The organism is Pseudomonas sp. MF08831 (genome assembly GCF_059862645.1).
On record NZ_JCBCUX010000004.1, the window covers coordinates 31,324 to 48,377 of the forward strand.

14 protein-coding genes are annotated in these 17,054 nt (G+C 60.0%); 4 read left to right on the top strand and 10 right to left on the bottom strand.

All coding sequences use genetic code 11. The features are described from left to right. Window positions 1–2: 2 nt before the first annotated feature. Both sdhD and sdhC read right to left on the bottom strand, forming a co-directional pair. Complete coding sequence (gene sdhD, locus AC19YS_RS09130) at window positions 3–371, bottom strand: succinate dehydrogenase, hydrophobic membrane anchor protein (RefSeq protein WP_003172805.1); 369 nt, start codon at window positions 369–371, stop codon at window positions 3–5. Next, on the bottom strand, window positions 365–739 hold the full coding sequence (gene sdhC, locus AC19YS_RS09135; RefSeq protein WP_106576743.1) for a succinate dehydrogenase, cytochrome b556 subunit: 375 nt from the start codon (window positions 737–739) through the stop codon (window positions 365–367). The genes sdhD and sdhC overlap by 7 nt, the downstream gene beginning before the upstream one ends. Before the next feature lie 364 nt (window positions 740–1,103). Here sdhC and gltA point away from each other — a divergent pair, with 364 nt between their 5' ends. Further along, complete coding sequence (gltA, locus tag AC19YS_RS09140) at window positions 1,104–2,393, top strand: citrate synthase (RefSeq protein WP_078047629.1); 1,290 nt, start codon at window positions 1,104–1,106, stop codon at window positions 2,391–2,393. 336 nt (window positions 2,394–2,729) lie between these two features. Here the strand turns inward: gltA and AC19YS_RS09145 are convergent, their stop codons facing one another. The 3 genes from AC19YS_RS09145 to AC19YS_RS09155 form a co-directional block, all read right to left on the bottom strand. Beyond that, entirely contained in the window at window positions 2,730–4,388 is a 1,659-nt protein-coding gene (locus AC19YS_RS09145) for a cation acetate symporter (RefSeq protein WP_106576744.1), read from the bottom strand. Next, the gene (locus AC19YS_RS09150; RefSeq protein WP_106576745.1) at window positions 4,385–4,696 is read right to left on the bottom strand and encodes a DUF485 domain-containing protein; all 312 of its coding nucleotides are present in this window, start codon (window positions 4,694–4,696) and stop codon (window positions 4,385–4,387) included. The genes AC19YS_RS09145 and AC19YS_RS09150 overlap by 4 nt, the downstream gene beginning before the upstream one ends. Window positions 4,697–4,913: 217 nt before the next feature. Next, window positions 4,914–5,765, bottom strand: a complete 852-nt coding sequence (locus AC19YS_RS09155) for a glycine betaine ABC transporter substrate-binding protein (protein WP_106576746.1) — start codon at window positions 5,763–5,765, stop codon at window positions 4,914–4,916. 331 nt (window positions 5,766–6,096) lie between these two features. On the opposite strand from AC19YS_RS09155, the gene AC19YS_RS09160 reads away from it, so the two are divergent. Then, window positions 6,097–7,650 (top strand): glycoside hydrolase family 17 protein, encoded by a 1,554-nt coding sequence (locus AC19YS_RS09160; RefSeq protein ID WP_500601518.1) that lies wholly within the window; start codon window positions 6,097–6,099, stop codon window positions 7,648–7,650. A gap of 90 nt (window positions 7,651–7,740) precedes the next feature. On the opposite strand, the gene AC19YS_RS09165 is transcribed toward AC19YS_RS09160, so the two are convergent. Then, complete coding sequence (locus AC19YS_RS09165; RefSeq protein ID WP_106576748.1) at window positions 7,741–8,109, bottom strand: hypothetical protein; 369 nt, start codon at window positions 8,107–8,109, stop codon at window positions 7,741–7,743. A gap of 234 nt (window positions 8,110–8,343) precedes the next feature. Here AC19YS_RS09165 and AC19YS_RS09170 point away from each other — a divergent pair, with 234 nt between their 5' ends. After that, window positions 8,344–9,642 carry a serine/threonine protein kinase gene (locus AC19YS_RS09170; protein WP_106576749.1) on the top strand — a complete coding sequence of 433 codons (1,299 nt, stop codon included), beginning with the start codon at window positions 8,344–8,346 and terminating at the stop codon, window positions 9,640–9,642. Further along, the gene (locus AC19YS_RS09175) at window positions 9,635–10,423 is read left to right on the top strand and encodes an MlaA family lipoprotein (RefSeq protein WP_500601521.1); all 789 of its coding nucleotides are present in this window, start codon (window positions 9,635–9,637) and stop codon (window positions 10,421–10,423) included. Before AC19YS_RS09170 ends, AC19YS_RS09175 begins: the two co-directional genes overlap by 8 nt. Before the next feature lie 64 nt (window positions 10,424–10,487). On the opposite strand, the gene AC19YS_RS09180 is transcribed toward AC19YS_RS09175, so the two are convergent. The 4 genes from AC19YS_RS09180 to AC19YS_RS09195 form a co-directional block, all read right to left on the bottom strand. Next, window positions 10,488–10,859 (bottom strand): DUF805 domain-containing protein, encoded by a 372-nt coding sequence (locus AC19YS_RS09180; RefSeq protein ID WP_200623016.1) that lies wholly within the window; start codon window positions 10,857–10,859, stop codon window positions 10,488–10,490. Window positions 10,860–11,006: 147 nt separating this feature from the next. Further along, window positions 11,007–11,912: a DUF808 domain-containing protein gene (locus AC19YS_RS09185; protein ID WP_124416856.1), complete on the bottom strand. Its 906-nt coding sequence runs from the start codon at window positions 11,910–11,912 to the stop codon at window positions 11,007–11,009. Window positions 11,913–12,518: 606 nt separating this feature from the next. Then, window positions 12,519–13,931, bottom strand: a complete 1,413-nt coding sequence (locus AC19YS_RS09190; RefSeq protein ID WP_169368577.1) for an efflux transporter outer membrane subunit — start codon at window positions 13,929–13,931, stop codon at window positions 12,519–12,521. Further along, window positions 13,928–17,053, bottom strand: a complete 3,126-nt coding sequence (locus tag AC19YS_RS09195) for an efflux RND transporter permease subunit (RefSeq protein ID WP_500601522.1) — start codon at window positions 17,051–17,053, stop codon at window positions 13,928–13,930. Before AC19YS_RS09195 ends, AC19YS_RS09190 begins: the two co-directional genes overlap by 4 nt. Between the last annotated feature and the right edge of the window lies 1 nt (window position 17,054).

A 17,054-nucleotide genomic window follows, 5' to 3' on the forward strand; every position in this document is an offset into this window, starting at 1 on the left:
AATCAGATACCCCAAAGAATCTGCACACCCCAGACGAAGTAAGCGAACATCGCAACGCCGCATACTGCCTGGAAGAGGAAACGGACTGCAGTCGCGGACTTGCCCAGCGCCATCGGCGTCAGGTAGTCAGTCGCGATGGTCCACATGCCGACCCAGGCGTGAGCGCCCAGAGCTACAAGTGCCAGCAGACTGAAGATTCGCATCGCATTGTGGGAAAACAGGCCGTGCCATTGCTCATAGCCAATGCCCGGGTTTGCGACGAGGTATCCGATCAGGAAAATGAAATAAGCCGCGAGAACGACCGCAGACACACGCTGCGCCATCCAGTCATAGAGGCCTGAACGCGAAAGGTTCGTAACGCTGGTTACCATATCCAAACTCCTGCCAGAACGATCAGCACCACGGAAATGGCGATGATGATTTTCGAGCCCAGGCGGCCGCCTTCCAGCGTCTCACCGATGCCCATATCCATGATCAAGTGGCGCACGCCGGCTACCAGATGATAAAGCAGAGCGGACAGGAGGCCCCATGCTACGAACTTGGCCAGCGGGCTGGTCAAGCATGCCTTCACCTCGGCAAAACCTTCCTCGGAACCCAGGGATTTGCTCAATGCATAAAGCATGATGCCCAAGCCCAGGAACAGGATGATGCCGGAAACACGGTGCAGGAACGACGTAACGCCGGTGATGGGGAGTTTGATGGTCCTTAGGTCTAGGTTTACAGGTCGTTGGCTATTCACGGCTTTTTTTCACACTGAAGAGCCCCTAACAATCAGGGCAAAGTTGTTGGGGAGTGCACTGGTCAGGTAAGCACCACCCAGGGAGTGCGACCCCCAATGAAAGCAAGCCCAAAAGCCCTTGGCGGTCGGTGGCCGAGTATAGACAGTTAGGTTACTAATGACAACGCGCGCTCCTCACCCTAATAGCTGATTGCGCTGGCGGGATAAAAGGCGTAAATGGCAGTCAATTTCGACGAAAAAGTACGGTTAAAGCCTTCTGGAGCAAGACTTTAGGCAAATTGACATCTGAATTTATCTCACTATAGTGGTGCGGGCCCTGCGTGGGGGGTCTGTCTGATGATTTGAAGCATAAATAGGAGGCCACATGGCTGACAAAAAAGCGCAGTTGATCATCGAGGGCGCAGCCCCCGTCGAGCTGCCCATTTTAACCGGCACCGTTGGTCCCGATGTTATCGACGTACGGGGCCTGACGGCCACGGGCCGTTTCACTTTCGACCCAGGCTTCATGTCGACCGCCTCTTGCGAGTCGAAGATCACCTATATCGACGGCGACAATGGCATTCTGCTGCACCGGGGCTACCCGATCGAGCAGCTGGCCGAGCAATCGGACTACCTCGAAACCTGCTACCTGCTGCTAAATGGCGAATTGCCAACAGCCGAGCAAAAAGCCCAGTTCGTCAGCACCGTGAAGAACCACACCATGGTTCACGAGCAGTTGAAGACCTTCTTCAACGGCTTCCGTCGCGACGCCCACCCGATGGCCGTGATGTGCGGCGTGGTTGGCGCCCTGTCGGCTTTCTATCACGACTCCCTGGACATCAATAACCCGCAGCATCGCGAAATCTCCGCGATCCGCCTGGTTGCCAAGATGCCAACCCTGGCCGCAATGGTTTACAAGTACTCCATGGGTCAACCCATGATGTACCCGCGCAACGACCTGACGTACGCGGAAAACTTCCTGCACATGATGTTCAACACCCCGTGCGAGATCAAACCGATCAGCCCGACACTCGCCAAGGCCATGGACCGGATCTTCATCCTCCACGCCGACCACGAGCAGAACGCCTCCACCTCTACCGTACGCCTGGCAGGCTCCTCGGGTGCCAACCCGTTCGCCTGTATCGCCGCCGGTATCGCCGCACTCTGGGGCCCTGCCCACGGCGGTGCGAACGAAGCCGTATTGACCATGCTCGATGAAATCGGCGATGTCTCGAACATCGACAAGTTCATCGCCAAGGCCAAGGACAAGAACGATCCGTTCAAGCTGATGGGCTTCGGTCACCGCGTCTACAAGAACCGTGACCCGCGCGCCACCGTGATGAAGCAGACCTGCGACGAAGTGTTGAAGGAGCTGGGCATCAAGAACGATCCGCAACTCGAACTGGCCATGCGCCTGGAAGAGATCGCGCTGACCGATCCGTACTTCATCGAGCGCTCGCTGTACCCGAACGTCGACTTCTACTCGGGGATCATCCTCAAGGCGATCGGCATTCCAACCAGCATGTTCACCGTGATCTTCGCCCTGGCGCGGACCGTGGGCTGGATCTCCCACTGGAAAGAAATGCTCTCCAGCCCGTACAAGATTGGCCGCCCGCGCCAGCTGTACACCGGCTACGAGTCGCGTGACATCACCAAGCTGGAAGACCGCAAGTAAGCCATCAAGCGCTTAGCTGTACTGAAAACGGCCTCCTTTGTGGAGGCCGTTTTTGTTTGTGTCGCCAGGCCCGGCGCCATCGCAGGCAAGCCAGCTCCCACGGGAGAATGCATTTCAAAGGTGGGAGCCGGGCTTGCCCGCGATGAGGCCAGCCAAGACACCCCAGAAACCCCAGCCACCGACTGATCGTTCGCACGCGCTGCGTGGGAACGATCAACTATCTGCTTTTATTGATGCCAGACTTGAGAAACAGTTTTGTGAAATCCGTTACCAATAAAAGCAAAAAAAAGCCCCGATCTCGCGACCGGGGCATTTTTTTTGTAACCGTTACGACGCTTAGTGGTTAACCGCCCCACTCGCCCCCAGGCCCGTTTGTGAACGCACAAACTGCGGGAAGTACAGCGCACGCTCTTTCTCTGCCGCCGCCGACTTGTCGGTGATGGAGAAGAACCAGATGCCGATGAACGCAATGATCATCGAGAACAGCGCCGGGTATTCGTACGGGAAGATAGCTTTCTCGTGGTGCAGGATCGACACCCAGATGGTCGGGCCGAGGATCATCAGGCCAACGGCACTGATCAAGCCCAGCCAGCCGCCAATCATCGCGCCACGGGTGGTGAGGTTTTTCCAGTACATGGAAAGCAGCAGCACCGGGAAGTTACAGCTGGCAGCAATGGAGAACGCCAGGCCGACCATGAACGCAATGTTCTGGCTCTCGAACAAGATACCCAAGCCGATTGCCAGCACCGCCAGGGCGATGGTGGTGATCTTCGACACGCGAATCTCATCCTTCTCGTTGGCCTTGCCCTTCTTGATCACGCTGGCATACAGGTCGTGGGACACCGCCGAAGCACCCGCCAGGGTCAAGCCGGCAACCACTGCTAGAATGGTGGCAAACGCCACGGCCGAGATGAAGCCCAGGAAAATACTGCCGCCCACCGCGTTGGCCAAATGCACCGCCGCCATGTTGTTGCCGCCGAGCAAGGCGCCTGCCGCGTCCTTGAACGCCGGGTTGGTGCTGACCAGCAGGATCGCGCCAAAACCGATGATAAAGGTCAGGATGTAGAAATAACCGATGAAGCCGGTGGCATACAGCACGCTCTTACGCGCTTCCTTGGCGTCGCTTACGGTGAAGAAGCGCATCAGGATGTGCGGCAGGCCAGCAGTACCGAACATCAGCGCCAGCCCGAGGGAGAACGCCGAGATCGGGTCTTTGACCAGGCCGCCCGGGCTCATGATCGCTTCACCTTTAGGGTGAACCTTGATCGCCTCGGCAAACAGCGTGTTGAAGTCGAAGTTGACGTGCTTCATCACCATCAGCGCCATGAACGAGGCACCGGACAGCAGCAGCACTGCCTTGATGATCTGCACCCAGGTGGTCGCCAGCATGCCGCCGAACAACACATACAGGCACATCAGGATGCCCACCAGAATCACCGCCACGTGGTAATCCAGGCCGAACAGCAGTTGGATCAGCTTGCCCGCGCCAACCATCTGCGCGATCAGGTAGAACGCCACCACCACCAGCGAGCCACAGGCCGACAGGCTGCGGATCTGGGTTTGCCCGAGGCGATAGGACGCCACGTCGGCAAAGGTGTACTTGCCCAGGTTACGCAGGCGCTCGGCGATCAGGAACAGAATGATCGGCCAGCCTACCAGGAAGCCGATCGAATAGATCAGGCCGTCGTAGCCGGAGGTGAACACCAGCGCGGAAATGCCCAGGAAAGACGCTGCCGACATATAGTCGCCAGCAATCGCCAGGCCGTTCTGGAAGCCGGTAATCTTGCCGCCGGCCGCATAGTAGTCAGCCGCCGATTTGTTGCGCTTGGACGCCCAGTAGGTGATGCACAGCGTTGCGCCGACAAACGCCACGAACATCAGGATCGCTGCGATATTCAGCGGTTGCTTGTGCACCTCACCGGTCAAGGCATCCGCTGCCCAAACGGCGGGCGCGAAGATCGAAGCGCCACCTACAGCCAATAAACGCCGGATCATTGCGCAGCCTCCTTGAGAATCGCATTGTTCAGGTCGTCGAATTCGCCGTTGGCGCGCCGTACGTAGATGCCGGTAAGAATGAAGGCCGACACAATCAGCCCGACCCCGATCGGGATTCCCCAGGTAATCGAGGAACCGGGGCTGAGCTTGGCCCCCAGCACTTGTGGCCCGTAGGCAATCAACAGGATGAAAGCGGAGTAAAGCCCTAGCATGATCGCCGAGAGAATCCAGGCGAACCTTTCCCTTTTTCTCACCAGCTCCTTGAAACGCGGGCTGTTTTGAATCGAGAGGTAAATGCTGTCGTTCATTGTTTTTATCCTCGCAGCACAGCTTTTTTATTATTGGAACGTATCCACTGTATGCGGCTGCAGAACAGGTTCCAGACGACCTTAGTATTAGAACGACATTAGCGTTGGCGCCAACTTTGAACTGATTAAAGTGACAGCCTTTTCCCCAGAAACGACAAAACCCGCCTGACGAAAACGCCAGGCGGGCTTGCAAGGTGCTAGCTAGACAGCTCGACGGCTATTTACCAATCCACTCGGCCACACGCTCAGGGTGCTTGGCCACCCAGTCCTTGGCTGCCGCATCCGGCTTGGCACCCTCTTGAATAGCGAGCATGACTTCGCCGATTTCATCCTTGGAGGCCCACTGGAATTTCTTCAGGAAGGCGGCGACTTCCGGCGCCTTCTTCTCCAGGCCCTTGCTGCCGATACTGTTGACGGTTTCAGCAGCCCCATAAATTCCTTTTGGATCGTCCAGGAAACGCAGTTTCCACTTGGCGAACATCCAGTGCGGCACCCAGCCGGTGACCGCAATGGACTCCTGCTTGTCTTCGGCACGGGTCAGTTCGGCGATCATCGCGGCGCCCGAGCTGGCTTGCAGCTTGTAGTCCAGGCCATAGGCCTTGATGGCTTCGTCGGTCTTGAGCATCACGCCTGAACCGGCATCGATGCCGACAATCTTGTTCTTGAAGGTGGTGTCGGTCTTGAGGTCTTCAATCGATTTGGCCTTGACGTACTCCGGCACGATCAGGCCAATTTTTGCATCCTTGAAGTTGGGGCCGTAGTCGACCACCTTGTCCTTGTTCTTGGCCCAGTACTCACCGTGGGTCACGGGCAGCCAGGCAGAGAGCATGGCGTCGAGCTTGCCGGTGGCCACGCCCTGCCACATGATCCCGGTAGCGACGGCCTGCAGTTTCACGTCATAACCGAGCTTTTCCTTGATCACTTCTGCCGCCACGTGGGTGGTGGCAACGCTGTCAGACCAGCCATCTACGTAACCGATGCTCAGGGTTTTGCTGTCGGCGCTGGCCAGTGTGGAGCTCATCGCAACTACCAGAGTGGCAGCTGCGCCCAAGAGTCGTCGCATCTTCATAGTACTTCCCCGAAAGTGCTGCGCCCGGCGGATGCCGAGCGACGTCAACCTGTTGTTATGTGGTGCACCGCGCCCCCTTCACGCGCATCGATCCGGCGGCCCAGACATCAGTGGAGTGCTGACACTTCGATCATCAACCTGCCGGGGCCTTGGACCTGCTCTGACTGCGACCTCAGGTGAGCAAGAAACGACATCACATCGCCAGCAGGACGATTTGTAGGACATCGCAGCAAAATCCCGCCCGAACTTTGCATGTCTAAATTATGCGACCGCACTGGGACGGGCTAAATCCGGGTAAGATGCGCGCCTTTGCTCCCCAGATAAGCCGACCATGCCCGCGACTGCCCGCTTCCCTGCCCTGCCCTATATTTTCGCCCTGATCCTCGGCGTGCTTGCCCTTGTCGGCTATTGGTACGGCCTCGGCCGGCCCGTGGTGTTGCCGGACGTGGCCAGCGCCAGCCACAAAATGCAATGCGCCTCGTACACGCCGTTCGACAAGGACCAGTCGCCGTTCGACCAGCCTTTCAAGCTGCGCCCCGAGCGCATGGACGCCGACCTGGCCCTGCTGGCCACCCGCTTTGAATGCATTCGCACCTACTCCATGACCGGCCTGGAAGCCTTGCCGGACCTGGCACGTAAGCATGGGTTGAAGTTGATGGCCGGCGCCTGGGTCAGCAGTGACCCGGTTGCCACCGAAAAAGAAGTCGCCGAGCTGATCGCTGCCGCCAACGCCAACCCGGACGTGGTCACCTCGGTGATCGTCGGCAACGAAGCGCTGCTGCGCAAGGAAGTCACCGCCAAGCAGTTGGTGACGCTGATCCATAAGGTCAAAAGCCAGATCAAACAGCCGGTGACTTATGCCGACGTGTGGGAGTTCTGGCTCAAGCACCCGGAAATCGCCCCGGCGGTGGATTTCCTGACCATTCACCTGCTGCCGTATTGGGAAGATGACCCGTCGGGCATCGACCAGGCGCTCAAGCATGTGGGTGATGTACGTCAGACTTTCGGCAACCAGTTCGCTCCCAAGGACGTGCTGATCGGCGAGACTGGCTGGCCCAGCGAAGGCCGCCAGCGCGAAACCGCCGTGCCGAGCCGGGTCAATGAGGCCAAATTCATGCGCGGCTTTGTGGCCATGGCCGAGGCCAATGGCTGGCATTACAACCTGATCGAAGCCTTTGACCAGCCATGGAAACGCGCCAGCGAAGGCGCGGTCGGGGGTTACTGGGGGCTGTTTGATGCTGATCGCCAGGACAAGGGCATCCTCGCCGGGCCGGTCAGCAATGTGCCGTACTGGCCGCTGTGGCTGGGCGTGGGCGGGATTATCCTGCTGGGCACCTTGGTACTTGGCGGGCGCGTTCGCAGCACGCGCGCAGCACTCATGCTGCCATTGCTCGGTGCCGTAGCGGCCTGTTCCATCGGCACCTGGGCCGAACTGACCCGCGTTACCGCGCGCTTCAACGATGAATGGGTGTGGGCAGGCTTGCTGGTGGTGTTGAACCTGCTGGTGCTGGCCCACGCCGCCCTGGCCCTGAGCGCGCGCGACGGTTGGCGTGAGCGGGCCTTTAATTGGCTGGAGCAACGCGCGGGCTGGCTGGTGGCAATCGCCGGGTTCGCCGGTGCGGTAATGATGCTGGCGCTGGTGTTTGACCCGCGTTATCGCAGCTTCCCGAGTGCGGCGCTGGTGTTGCCGGCGCTGGTTTACCTGGTTCGCCCGGTAACCGGCCCGCGTCGGGAGATTGCGCTGCTGGCCTTCATCATCGGCGCTGGCATTGCGCCACAGCTGTATCGCGAAGGTGTGCAGAACCAGCAGGCGTGGGGTTGGGCAATCGTGAGTGTGCTGATGGTTGTAGCCTTGTGGCGTTGCTTGCGCATGCGCAAGGCTTAAGGCCGCCATCGCAGGCAAGCCCGCTCCCACATTAAGGCCGAATTCACGCGGTCAAACTGTGGGAGCGGGCTTGCGGGCGAAGAGCGCCTGTCAGGCCGCCCGCGGCTTCCTGACCAGCCGCAACCCTGCAATCACCACCGCAAACACCGCAAACGTGGTGTTGTACAACGCCAGCGCCGGCAAGCCGAACACCATCCCCAACACGGCCAAGCCCCATCCGGCACGGCCCGGCACAAAAAATCCCAGCACCGATGTAACCAATGCAGCCCAGCCCAGCACCTTGAAGTGAATCATCAACCCCAGGTTCGAGCGCAACTGGCATTCCCAGCGGCTGGCCTCATCGGCGCAGATGCCAACCCACTGGCCATCCTCCATAAAGCCGTAACGTGCGCCATAACTGGCGGCCAGCCATAAAGGCAAGGCAATAAGCAGCAGGATCAACGGCAAACGACGGGACATGAGGCACTCCGATAGGCAAAAACGGCGCTCAGCTTAATCCCACGGCGGCCGTTAGCAAGCGGTGTGCGCAGATAAGTGTTCATCCAGGCCTCGCAAAGTGTATCTTCTCGCTACTATTACCCCGATTCCGTGGCTTTTTCCGACTTTTAGTGCCGAAGGCTGGCACTTCGGTGGCAACGCGGTGGTCATAGCCTGCGAACTTCATTCAGCACGTTTCCTCTTAGGGATTAAGTCATGCTCCGTTCCTTGCGCTGTGCTGCCTTGCTGGGCAGCCTATTTTTGAGTGCGTCAGCACTGGCCGTCGACATCGACCAGGCCAGCTATGGCTACCCTTTGACCAACCCGTTCGAAGCGACCATTGCGACCACCCCGCCTGACCTTCGGCCTAAATTGCCGACCGACGACGAGATCAATCAGTCCGACTACACGCTGAACATGCGCCCCGAGCGCGAGTTCAGCCTGCCGGACAACTTCTGGGCGGTGAAGAAACTCACCTATCGCATCGCCAAACAAGACCACGCCGCGCCACTGATCTTCCTGATCGCGGGCACCGGCGCGCGGTTTGACAGCAGCATCAACGAATACCTGAAAAAACTCTATTACCAGGCCGGCTACCACGTGGTGCAGCTGTCGTCGCCGACCAGCTTCGACTTCATCAGCGCCGCCTCGCGCTTCGCCACCCCGGGGATTACCCAGGAAGACGCCGAGGACATGTACCGCGTAATGCAAGCCGTGCGCGCGCAGAACGCCTCGCTGCCGGTGACCGACTTCTACCTCACCGGCTACAGCCTGGGTGCCCTGGATGCGGCGTTTGTCAGCAAGCTTGACGAGACCCGTCGCAGCTTCAACTTCAAAAAGGTGCTGCTGCTCAACCCGCCGGTCAACCTCTACACCTCCATCACCAACCTCGACAAGCTGGTACAGACCGAGGTCAAAGGCATCAACAACACCACCACTTTCTATGAGCTGGTGCTGAGCAAGCTGACCCGCTACTTCCAGCAAAAGGGCTACATCGACCTCAATGACGCCCTGCTCTACGACTTCCAGAACTCCAAGCAGCACCTGACCAACGAACAAATGGCGATGCTGATCGGCACCTCGTTCCGCTTCTCGGCGGCCGACATTGCCTTTACCTCAGACCTGATCAACCGCCGTGGCCTGATCATTCCGCCTAAATACCCGATCACCGAAGGCACCAGCCTCACGCCGTTCCTCAAGCGCGCGCTGCAATGCGACTTCGACTGCTACCTCACCGAACAAGTGATCCCCATGTGGCGCGCGCGTTCCGACGGCGGCAGCCTGCTGCAACTGGTTGACCAAGTGAGCCTGTACGCGCTCAAGGACTACCTGCACAGCAGCCCGAAAATCGCGGTGATGCACAACGCCGACGACGTGATCCTCGGCCCTGGCGACCTCGGTTTCCTGCGTAAAACCTTCGGCGATCGCTTGACCGTCTACCCGCTGGGCGGCCACTGCGGCAACCTCAATTACCGCGTCAACGCCGACGCCATGCTGGAGTTCTTCCGTGGCTAAATATCTTCTGCTGCTCGCCGCCCTGATGTGCGCGGGCGTCGCCAATGCCGACAACAGCAAGGCGCATGAACCGGTCAAGGTTGATTCCGACGGTTTCAAGGAGCCGCTGACCAAGCTCAAGTTCAACCCGGGCCTGGACCAGCGCGAGTTCGAGCGTTCATCGCTGACCGCGCTCAACGTGTATGACCCGCTGGAGTCGTGGAACCGCCGCGTGTACCACTTCAACTATCGCTTCGATCAGTGGGTGTTCCTGCCGGTGGTTGACGGCTACCGCTATGTCACCCCGAGCTTTCTGCGCACCGGCGTGAGTAACTTCTTCAACAACCTGGGCGACGTGCCCAACCTGTTGAACAGCCTGCTGCAGCTCAAGGGCCATCGCTCCCTGGAAACCACCGGGCGCCTGCTGCTCAACACCACCATTGGCGTCGCCGGCCTGTGGGACCCTGCCACCGCCATGGGCCTGCCGCGCCAGAGCGAAGACTTCGGTCAAACCTTGGGTTTCTACGGCGTACCCGGCGGCGCCTACCTGGTGCTGCCGATCTTCGGCCCGTCGAACCTGCGCGACACCACCGGTTTGATCGTCGACTACAGCGCGGAAACCGAGATCAACTTCCTCAACGTGTCCAAGGTCAGCGAAAACCATCCGGAAATCTGGGCTCTGCGCGCCGTCGACAAGCGCTACCAGACCAGCTTCCGCTACGGTCAGATGAACTCGCCGTTTGAGTACGAGAAGGTGCGGTATATCTACACCGAATCGCGCAAGTTGCAGATTGCCGAGTAAACGCCATCCAGATGCGAAAAAGCCACTCACCTAAGTGAGTGGCTTTTTTGTTTATGCTCCAACATTACTCAGCAGTACGTGACGTATCCACAGAGCGACTGCCAGATTGTTCTTTAACGCCCGGGCATAACCCAAAACCAACCCAGAAGAGCGACCCGACAAAAGGCAACAACGTCCAGAACGAGTTGACCTGGCTAATGCCGTTATCGGTGAGCCTTCGGCATAACAGAGTGACCCTGGCTGGCAGCGTCAGCAGCAAATAACCCAAGCCAATACCCAAGGTAATTTTTATCCAATCTTCAAAAAACCAACTGCAAATCGCTATGTATGCCCCTGCAATTACCTTATCAACCAACTGAAAATACCAGAAAGCTCTCCTGCTCGACCGCCCCTCGAATACAAATGATTTCTTCAGTGCGTCCAGATACCAATTCATTTAAAACTCCCTGATTAACAGACTCTGTAAAACGCCTGGATAGGCCAAACAGAGCCGCAGATCTTAGGAAGGATTGAATGGGTCCTCTGTAGGGAAAAGCCTAAAGCGCTGCGACTAGACTGACTCACACGCCCTGGCAAACACCTGTCAATGTCTTACTGCGTGCCAAATTTTCTCGAAGATTTGAACCACCACCAACGCTACCGCCCCCGCAATAATGCCGGCCACCGCATTGAGCAGCGTCGGCATCAGCCACGCCAGCCCACCGGTGCTCTGGCTCACCACCTCAATCCAGTGATGCACCACCGGCACGCCGTGGGTGAGAATCCCGCCGCCGACCATGAACATCGCTGCCGTGCCGATCACCGACAGGCTTTTCATCATGTAAGGCGCGGCACGCAGAATCGCCCCGCCGATGCTACGTGCGGCCTGGCCGGGCTTTTGGGTCAGCCACAGGCCGAGGTCATCGAGCTTGACGATACCGGCGACCAGGCCGTAAACGCCGATGGTCATGACAATGGCGATGCCGGACAGCACGATCACTTGCTGCATCAACGGTGCGTCGGCGACCGTGCCGAGGGTGATGGCGATGATTTCCGCCGACAGAATGAAGTCGGTACGGATCGCGCCCTTGATCTTGTCCTTCTCAAACGCAACCAAGTCAGTCGCCGGGTCCGCCACCGCTTCGACCAAGTGCGCCTGTTCCTCAGTGCGCTTGTGTATGAAGCTATGCGCGAGCTTCTCAAAGCCCTCGAAACACAGATAAGCCCCGCCCAGCATCAACAACGGCGTGACCGCCCACGGCGCAAACGCGCTGATTAGCAGCGCCGCAGGCACCAGAATCAACTTGTTGAGAAACGAACCCTTGGCCACCGCCCACACCACCGGGATCTCCCGCTCGGCACGCACCCCGCTGACCTGCTGCGCATTCAACGCCAAGTCATCGCCAAGCACCCCGGCGGTCTTTTTGGCGGCCATCTTGGTCATCAACGCCACATCATCGAGGACGGCGGCGATGTCGTCGATCAGTACCAGTAAGCTGCTTCCTGCCATGACGCGGTCATCCTGAAATTAGAGTGCCGCGAATATAACGCGGCGACCGTGAGGGAATATAGGTTTCCACTGCGTGAAGGATTGCTATTGATCTGGCTTTTGATCTTGATCTTGATCTGAGTCGCCCCGTCAACCACGCTGGCCGAACGCAGGCTTGGATCCGTGGGTAACTCGACAGGACGCCGGGTTAGCCGCGCTGGGCCAAGGGTGGCCCAGCGCGGCGGCCCACGGATTCAAGCCTGCGTTCGGGCATGCCGAGCCTAGGCGAGGCACCGAGTGGTGGGGCGAAGACATTTTGGTTACTTTTGTGTCTTTACAAAAGTGACCTGCTGTAAGAGCGGAACCCTAAGCGGCCGTTGCCGCAGCAATGGATATGCACTCCGAATCAATATCCCAGCCAACTGACATATCGCCTTCGCGAGCAAGCCCGCTCCCACAGTTGGAATGTGCTAGGTCAGCAAAATACTGGGCGGCCCGGAGGCGGCTATCGCAGGCAAGCCAGCTCCCACCGTTCAATTGTGTTGGGTCAGCAAGATACTGGGCGGCTCGGAGGCCGCTATCGCAGGCAAGCCAGCTCCCACAGTTTGATTGCGGTGTATCAAGTCATCAGGGCGCCTGCCAACCACCGCCCAGGCTCTGGATCAACGCCACGCTGCCCTGGCTCAGTTGCCCTTGGGTATCACGCAGGTTCTGCTCCGCTTGCAGCAACACCAGTTGCTGGGTCAGCACCGTCTCCTGGCTGACTGTGCCTGCGCGCAACTGCGCTTGCTGACTGCCGAACAACTGCTGATTGCGCTGGTACACCTGCTGGAAGGCATCCGCCTGGGTTTGCAGATGGTTGATCGCCGACAAATTGTCCTCGACATTCTGCAAGGCACTCAACACCGTGCCCCGGTAGTTGGCGGCAATCTGGTCATAACTCGCCTCAGCCTGCTTGACCGCCGCCTCGCGCGCGCCGCCGTCAAAAATCGTCTCCGCCAAGGCCGGCCCCAGCGTCCAGATGCGGTTAGGCAACGAAAACAACCCACCCAAGGCACTGCCGCGATAACCCAATTGAGCCGTGAGATCGAGGGTCGGAAAAAACGCCGCCTCAGCCACGCCGATCTTGGCATTCGCCGCCGCCGCCGAGCGCTCGGCCGCAACCACGTCAGGCCGGCGTTGCAACAAAGTCGAGGCCAGGGTCAACGGTGGCCGTGGCACCACGAATGCAAAATCAGTGCGTGGCGCAATGCTGAACTCACTCGGCGCCACGCCCACCAGCACCGCCAAGGCATGCTCGTACTGTTCGCGATCACGCAGCGAGGTCTGCAAGCCGGCTATCGAGGTGGTCAATTGATCCTGAGCCACCAGCAACTGGTCATTGGTCGCCACGCCCTGGGTGAACTGCGCCTGGATCATGTCGAGCAATTGCTGATTGATGCTCTGCTGCTGTTGCAACAGGCGCACATCGATATCCATCTGCCGCAACGCCAGGTAATTGCTCGCCACGCTGGAACTGATCGACAACCGCACACCGGCCAGCAGCGCATCCGATTGCTGGGCGGTGGCCTGGCTCGATTCGATCCCCCGGCGCACTTCACCCCACAAATCCGGCTCCCAGCTCGCGGTCAAGGTGGCGCTGACACTGTTCTTCACCCCGGTCGATGCGGTGGTGGTGCTGGACGTGCTGCCGTCGCCGCCCTCGCCGCGCGAACCGGACAAGCCCACGCCCACCGTCGGCCACAACCCGGCGCGGCTCGACGCCACCTGCGCCTGGGCCAATCGATACGCCGCCTCGGCCGCAATAATCGACTGGTTGGCCTTGGCCGAACGCGCCACCAAATCATTGAGCACCGGGTCCTGATAGGCCAGCCACCACTGGCTGTCCAGCGCCCCTTGGGGGTTGGACACCGCGCGCTGCCACTGCGCGCCTTCCTTGAACGACTGCGGCAGCTCCATTGCCGGTTTCTGGTAATCCGGCCCCACCATGCAGCCCCCCAGCACCAGGCTGGCCAACAGCACGCTATATCTGAGTTTCATGACCTTGCTTCCTTGTGCCGCCCCAGGCGTTGCGACGCCCGGTCGAGCCAGAGGTAAATCACCGGAGTGGTGTAGAGCGTCAGCACTTGGCTGAGCAACAGCCCACCAATAATCGCAATCCCCAACGGCCGGCGCAGTTCCGAGCCATAACCTGAGCCGAGCACCAGCGGCAGCGCGCCGAGAATCGCCGCCAGCGTTGTCATCATGATCGGCCGGAAGCGGATCAGGCAGGCGCGCCGGATCGCTTCCTTGGCCGTGAGGCCGAACTCACGCCGCTCGGTGATCGCGAAGTCGATCATCATGATTGCGTTCTTCTTGACGATGCCGATCAACAGGATCACGCCTACCAGCGCGATGATCGACAGTTCGGTGCCGGTCAGCAGCAAGGCGATCAACGCACCGACGCCCGCCGAGGGCAAGGTGGAGAGGATGGTCAGTGGGTGCATCAGGTTTTCATACAGAATGCCCAGCACGATGTACACCGAGAGCAACGCGGCGACGATCAGCAGCGGCTCGCTGGCCACCGACGACTGGAACACCTGGGCCGTGCCGGCAAACTGGCCGGTGACGCTGGCCGGCATGCGCAGCTGTTTCACCGCGTCCTCCACCAGCGCGGTGGCCTGGCCGATCGAGGTGCCGGGGGCGAGGTTGAACGAGACGGTCACGGCGGGAAAAGTGCCTTGGTGGCTGATCGAAATCGCTGTGCGCGAGATGCTGTTATCGGCCAGCGCGGACAGCGGCACCAACGTCGTGGGCGTGGTCAGGTTCGGCGCGACGGTGGTGCCCTTGGCCGCCACTGCCGTGTTGCCGGCCGGCACGTAAATACCCTCGAGCGCTTGAGGATCGGTCCAGTACTGCGGGGCGATTTCCATCACCACGTGGTACTGGTTGGCGGCGCGATAAAGGGTCGAGACCTGACGCTGGCCGAACGCGTCGTACAGCGTCTGGTCCACCGCCGACATGCCCACGCCGAGCCGCGCGGCGGTGTCGCGGTTGATGCTCACATTGGCCAATAGACTGTTGTCTTGCTGGTCGGTGTTCAAGTCGGTGAGTTGCGGCAACGTGTGCAGCACTTCCACCACCTTGGGCACCCATTCATCCAGGGATTGCTGGTCGTCGGCAGTCAGCGTGTATTGGTACTGCGCGCCGCTTTGTCGGCCCCCCACGGTGATGTCCTGGGCGGCCTGCAAAAACAGCTTGGTGCCAGGCAGATCGCCGAGGCTGCGGCGGATCTGGCCGATCACATCGACGGCACTGTCCTTGCGCTGATCAATCGGCTTGAGCAGCACAAACAGCTGCGCACTGTTGACCGCCCCGCCGCCACCGCCACCACCGCCGACAAACCCGGCAGCGGTTTGCACATTGGGGTTTTGCATGACCTTGTGGTTGATCTCGGTGAAGTCCTTTTGCATCGCCCCGTAGGAAATACTCTGCGCCGCGATGATGCTGCCCTGCAGGCGGCCGGTGTCTTCCTGGGGAAAAAAGCCCTTGGGCACCAGCACGTACAGCACGCCCGCGAGCACGATCACCAGCACCGTCACTCCGCCCATCAGAATCGAGTGCTCGATGACCCAGCCCAGCGTGCGGTCGTAAAAGCGGTGAAAGCGTGAATCCGGGTGTTCATTGCCTTCGCGGATTTCCTTGGGCGCGCGCAGCAGCACGCTGGCGAGCATCGGCGTCACTGTCAGCGAAATCACCATCGAGATGACGATGGCCACCGACAGCGACACCGAGAACTCGCGAAACAGCCGCCCGACAATCCCGCCCATCAGCAGCAACGGAATAAACACCGCCACCAGCGACACGCTGATGGTCAGCACCGTAAAGCCGACTTCCTGCGCCCCGGCCAGCGCGGCTTCGACCCGTGTCTTGCCGCGCTCCAGGTGGCGCATGATGTTTTCCACCACCACAATCGCATCGTCCACCACAAAGCCGGTGGAAATCGTCAGCGCCATCAGCGACAGGTTATTCAGGCTGTAGCCGAGGAAGTACATCGCGCCAAAGGTGCCGAGCAACGACAGCGGCACCACCACGGCGGGCACCAGGGTGCTGCGCCAGTCGCGGAAGAAACCGAAGGTCACCAGCGTCACAAGCAGGATCGAGGCCAGCAAGGTCACTTCCACGTCATGCAACGACGCGCGAATGGTGGTGGTGCGGTCCATCAACAGGTTGAGCTTGATCGACGCCGGGATCGAGCTTTGCAAAAATGGCAGCGAGGCTTTCACCGCATCCACCGTGTCGATCACGTTGGCGCCCGGCTGCTTGAACACCACCAGCAGCACCGCCGGCTTGCCGTTGGACAGGCCGAAGTTGCGCAGGTCCTGCACGTCTTCGCGCACATAGCCGAGGTCGGCAATGTGGATCAGATCGCCGTTTTTGGCCTTGACCACCAGCGGCCCGTAGTCGTTGCTGTCGAGCAACTGGTCATTAGCGCCAATGCCATACGAGCGGTCGCCGACCGCCACGTTGCCCTTGGGCAAGTTGGCGTTGGAGGCGCTGATAACCTGGCGCACCTGCTCCAGGCTGACGCCGTATTGGCTGAGCCGGTCCGGGTTCAGCTCAATGCGCACCGCCGGCAACGCGCCGCCGCCCACGGTCACGTCGCCGACGCCGGTGGTCTGCAACAGGCGCTGCTCAAGCACCGTCGAGGCCGCGTCGTACATCTGCCCCGGCGTGGCACTGTCGGAGGTCAGGCTGATGATCAGGATCGGCGAATCGGCCGGGTTGACCTTGCGGTAAGTCGGGTTGCCGGACAAGTCGCTGGGCAAGTTGCTGCGCGCGGCGTTGATCGCCGCCTGCACATCCCGCGCGGCGCCGTCGATGTCGCGGCTCAAGTCGAACTGCAGGGTGATGCGCGTGGAGCCGAGGCTGCTGGCCGAGGTCATTTGCGTGACCCCGGCGATCTGCCCGAACTGGCGTTCCAGCGGCGTGGCCACGGAGCTGGCGACGGTGGTGGGGTCGGCGCCAGGCAACGAGGCGCTGACGCTGATGGTCGGGAAGTCCACTTCCGGCAGCGGCGCCACCGGCAACAGGTTGAAGGCCAACACACCAAACAACGCCAGCCCGGCCGCCAGCAACGTGGTGGCAATCGGGCGATGGATAAACGGCGCGCTGAGGTTCATC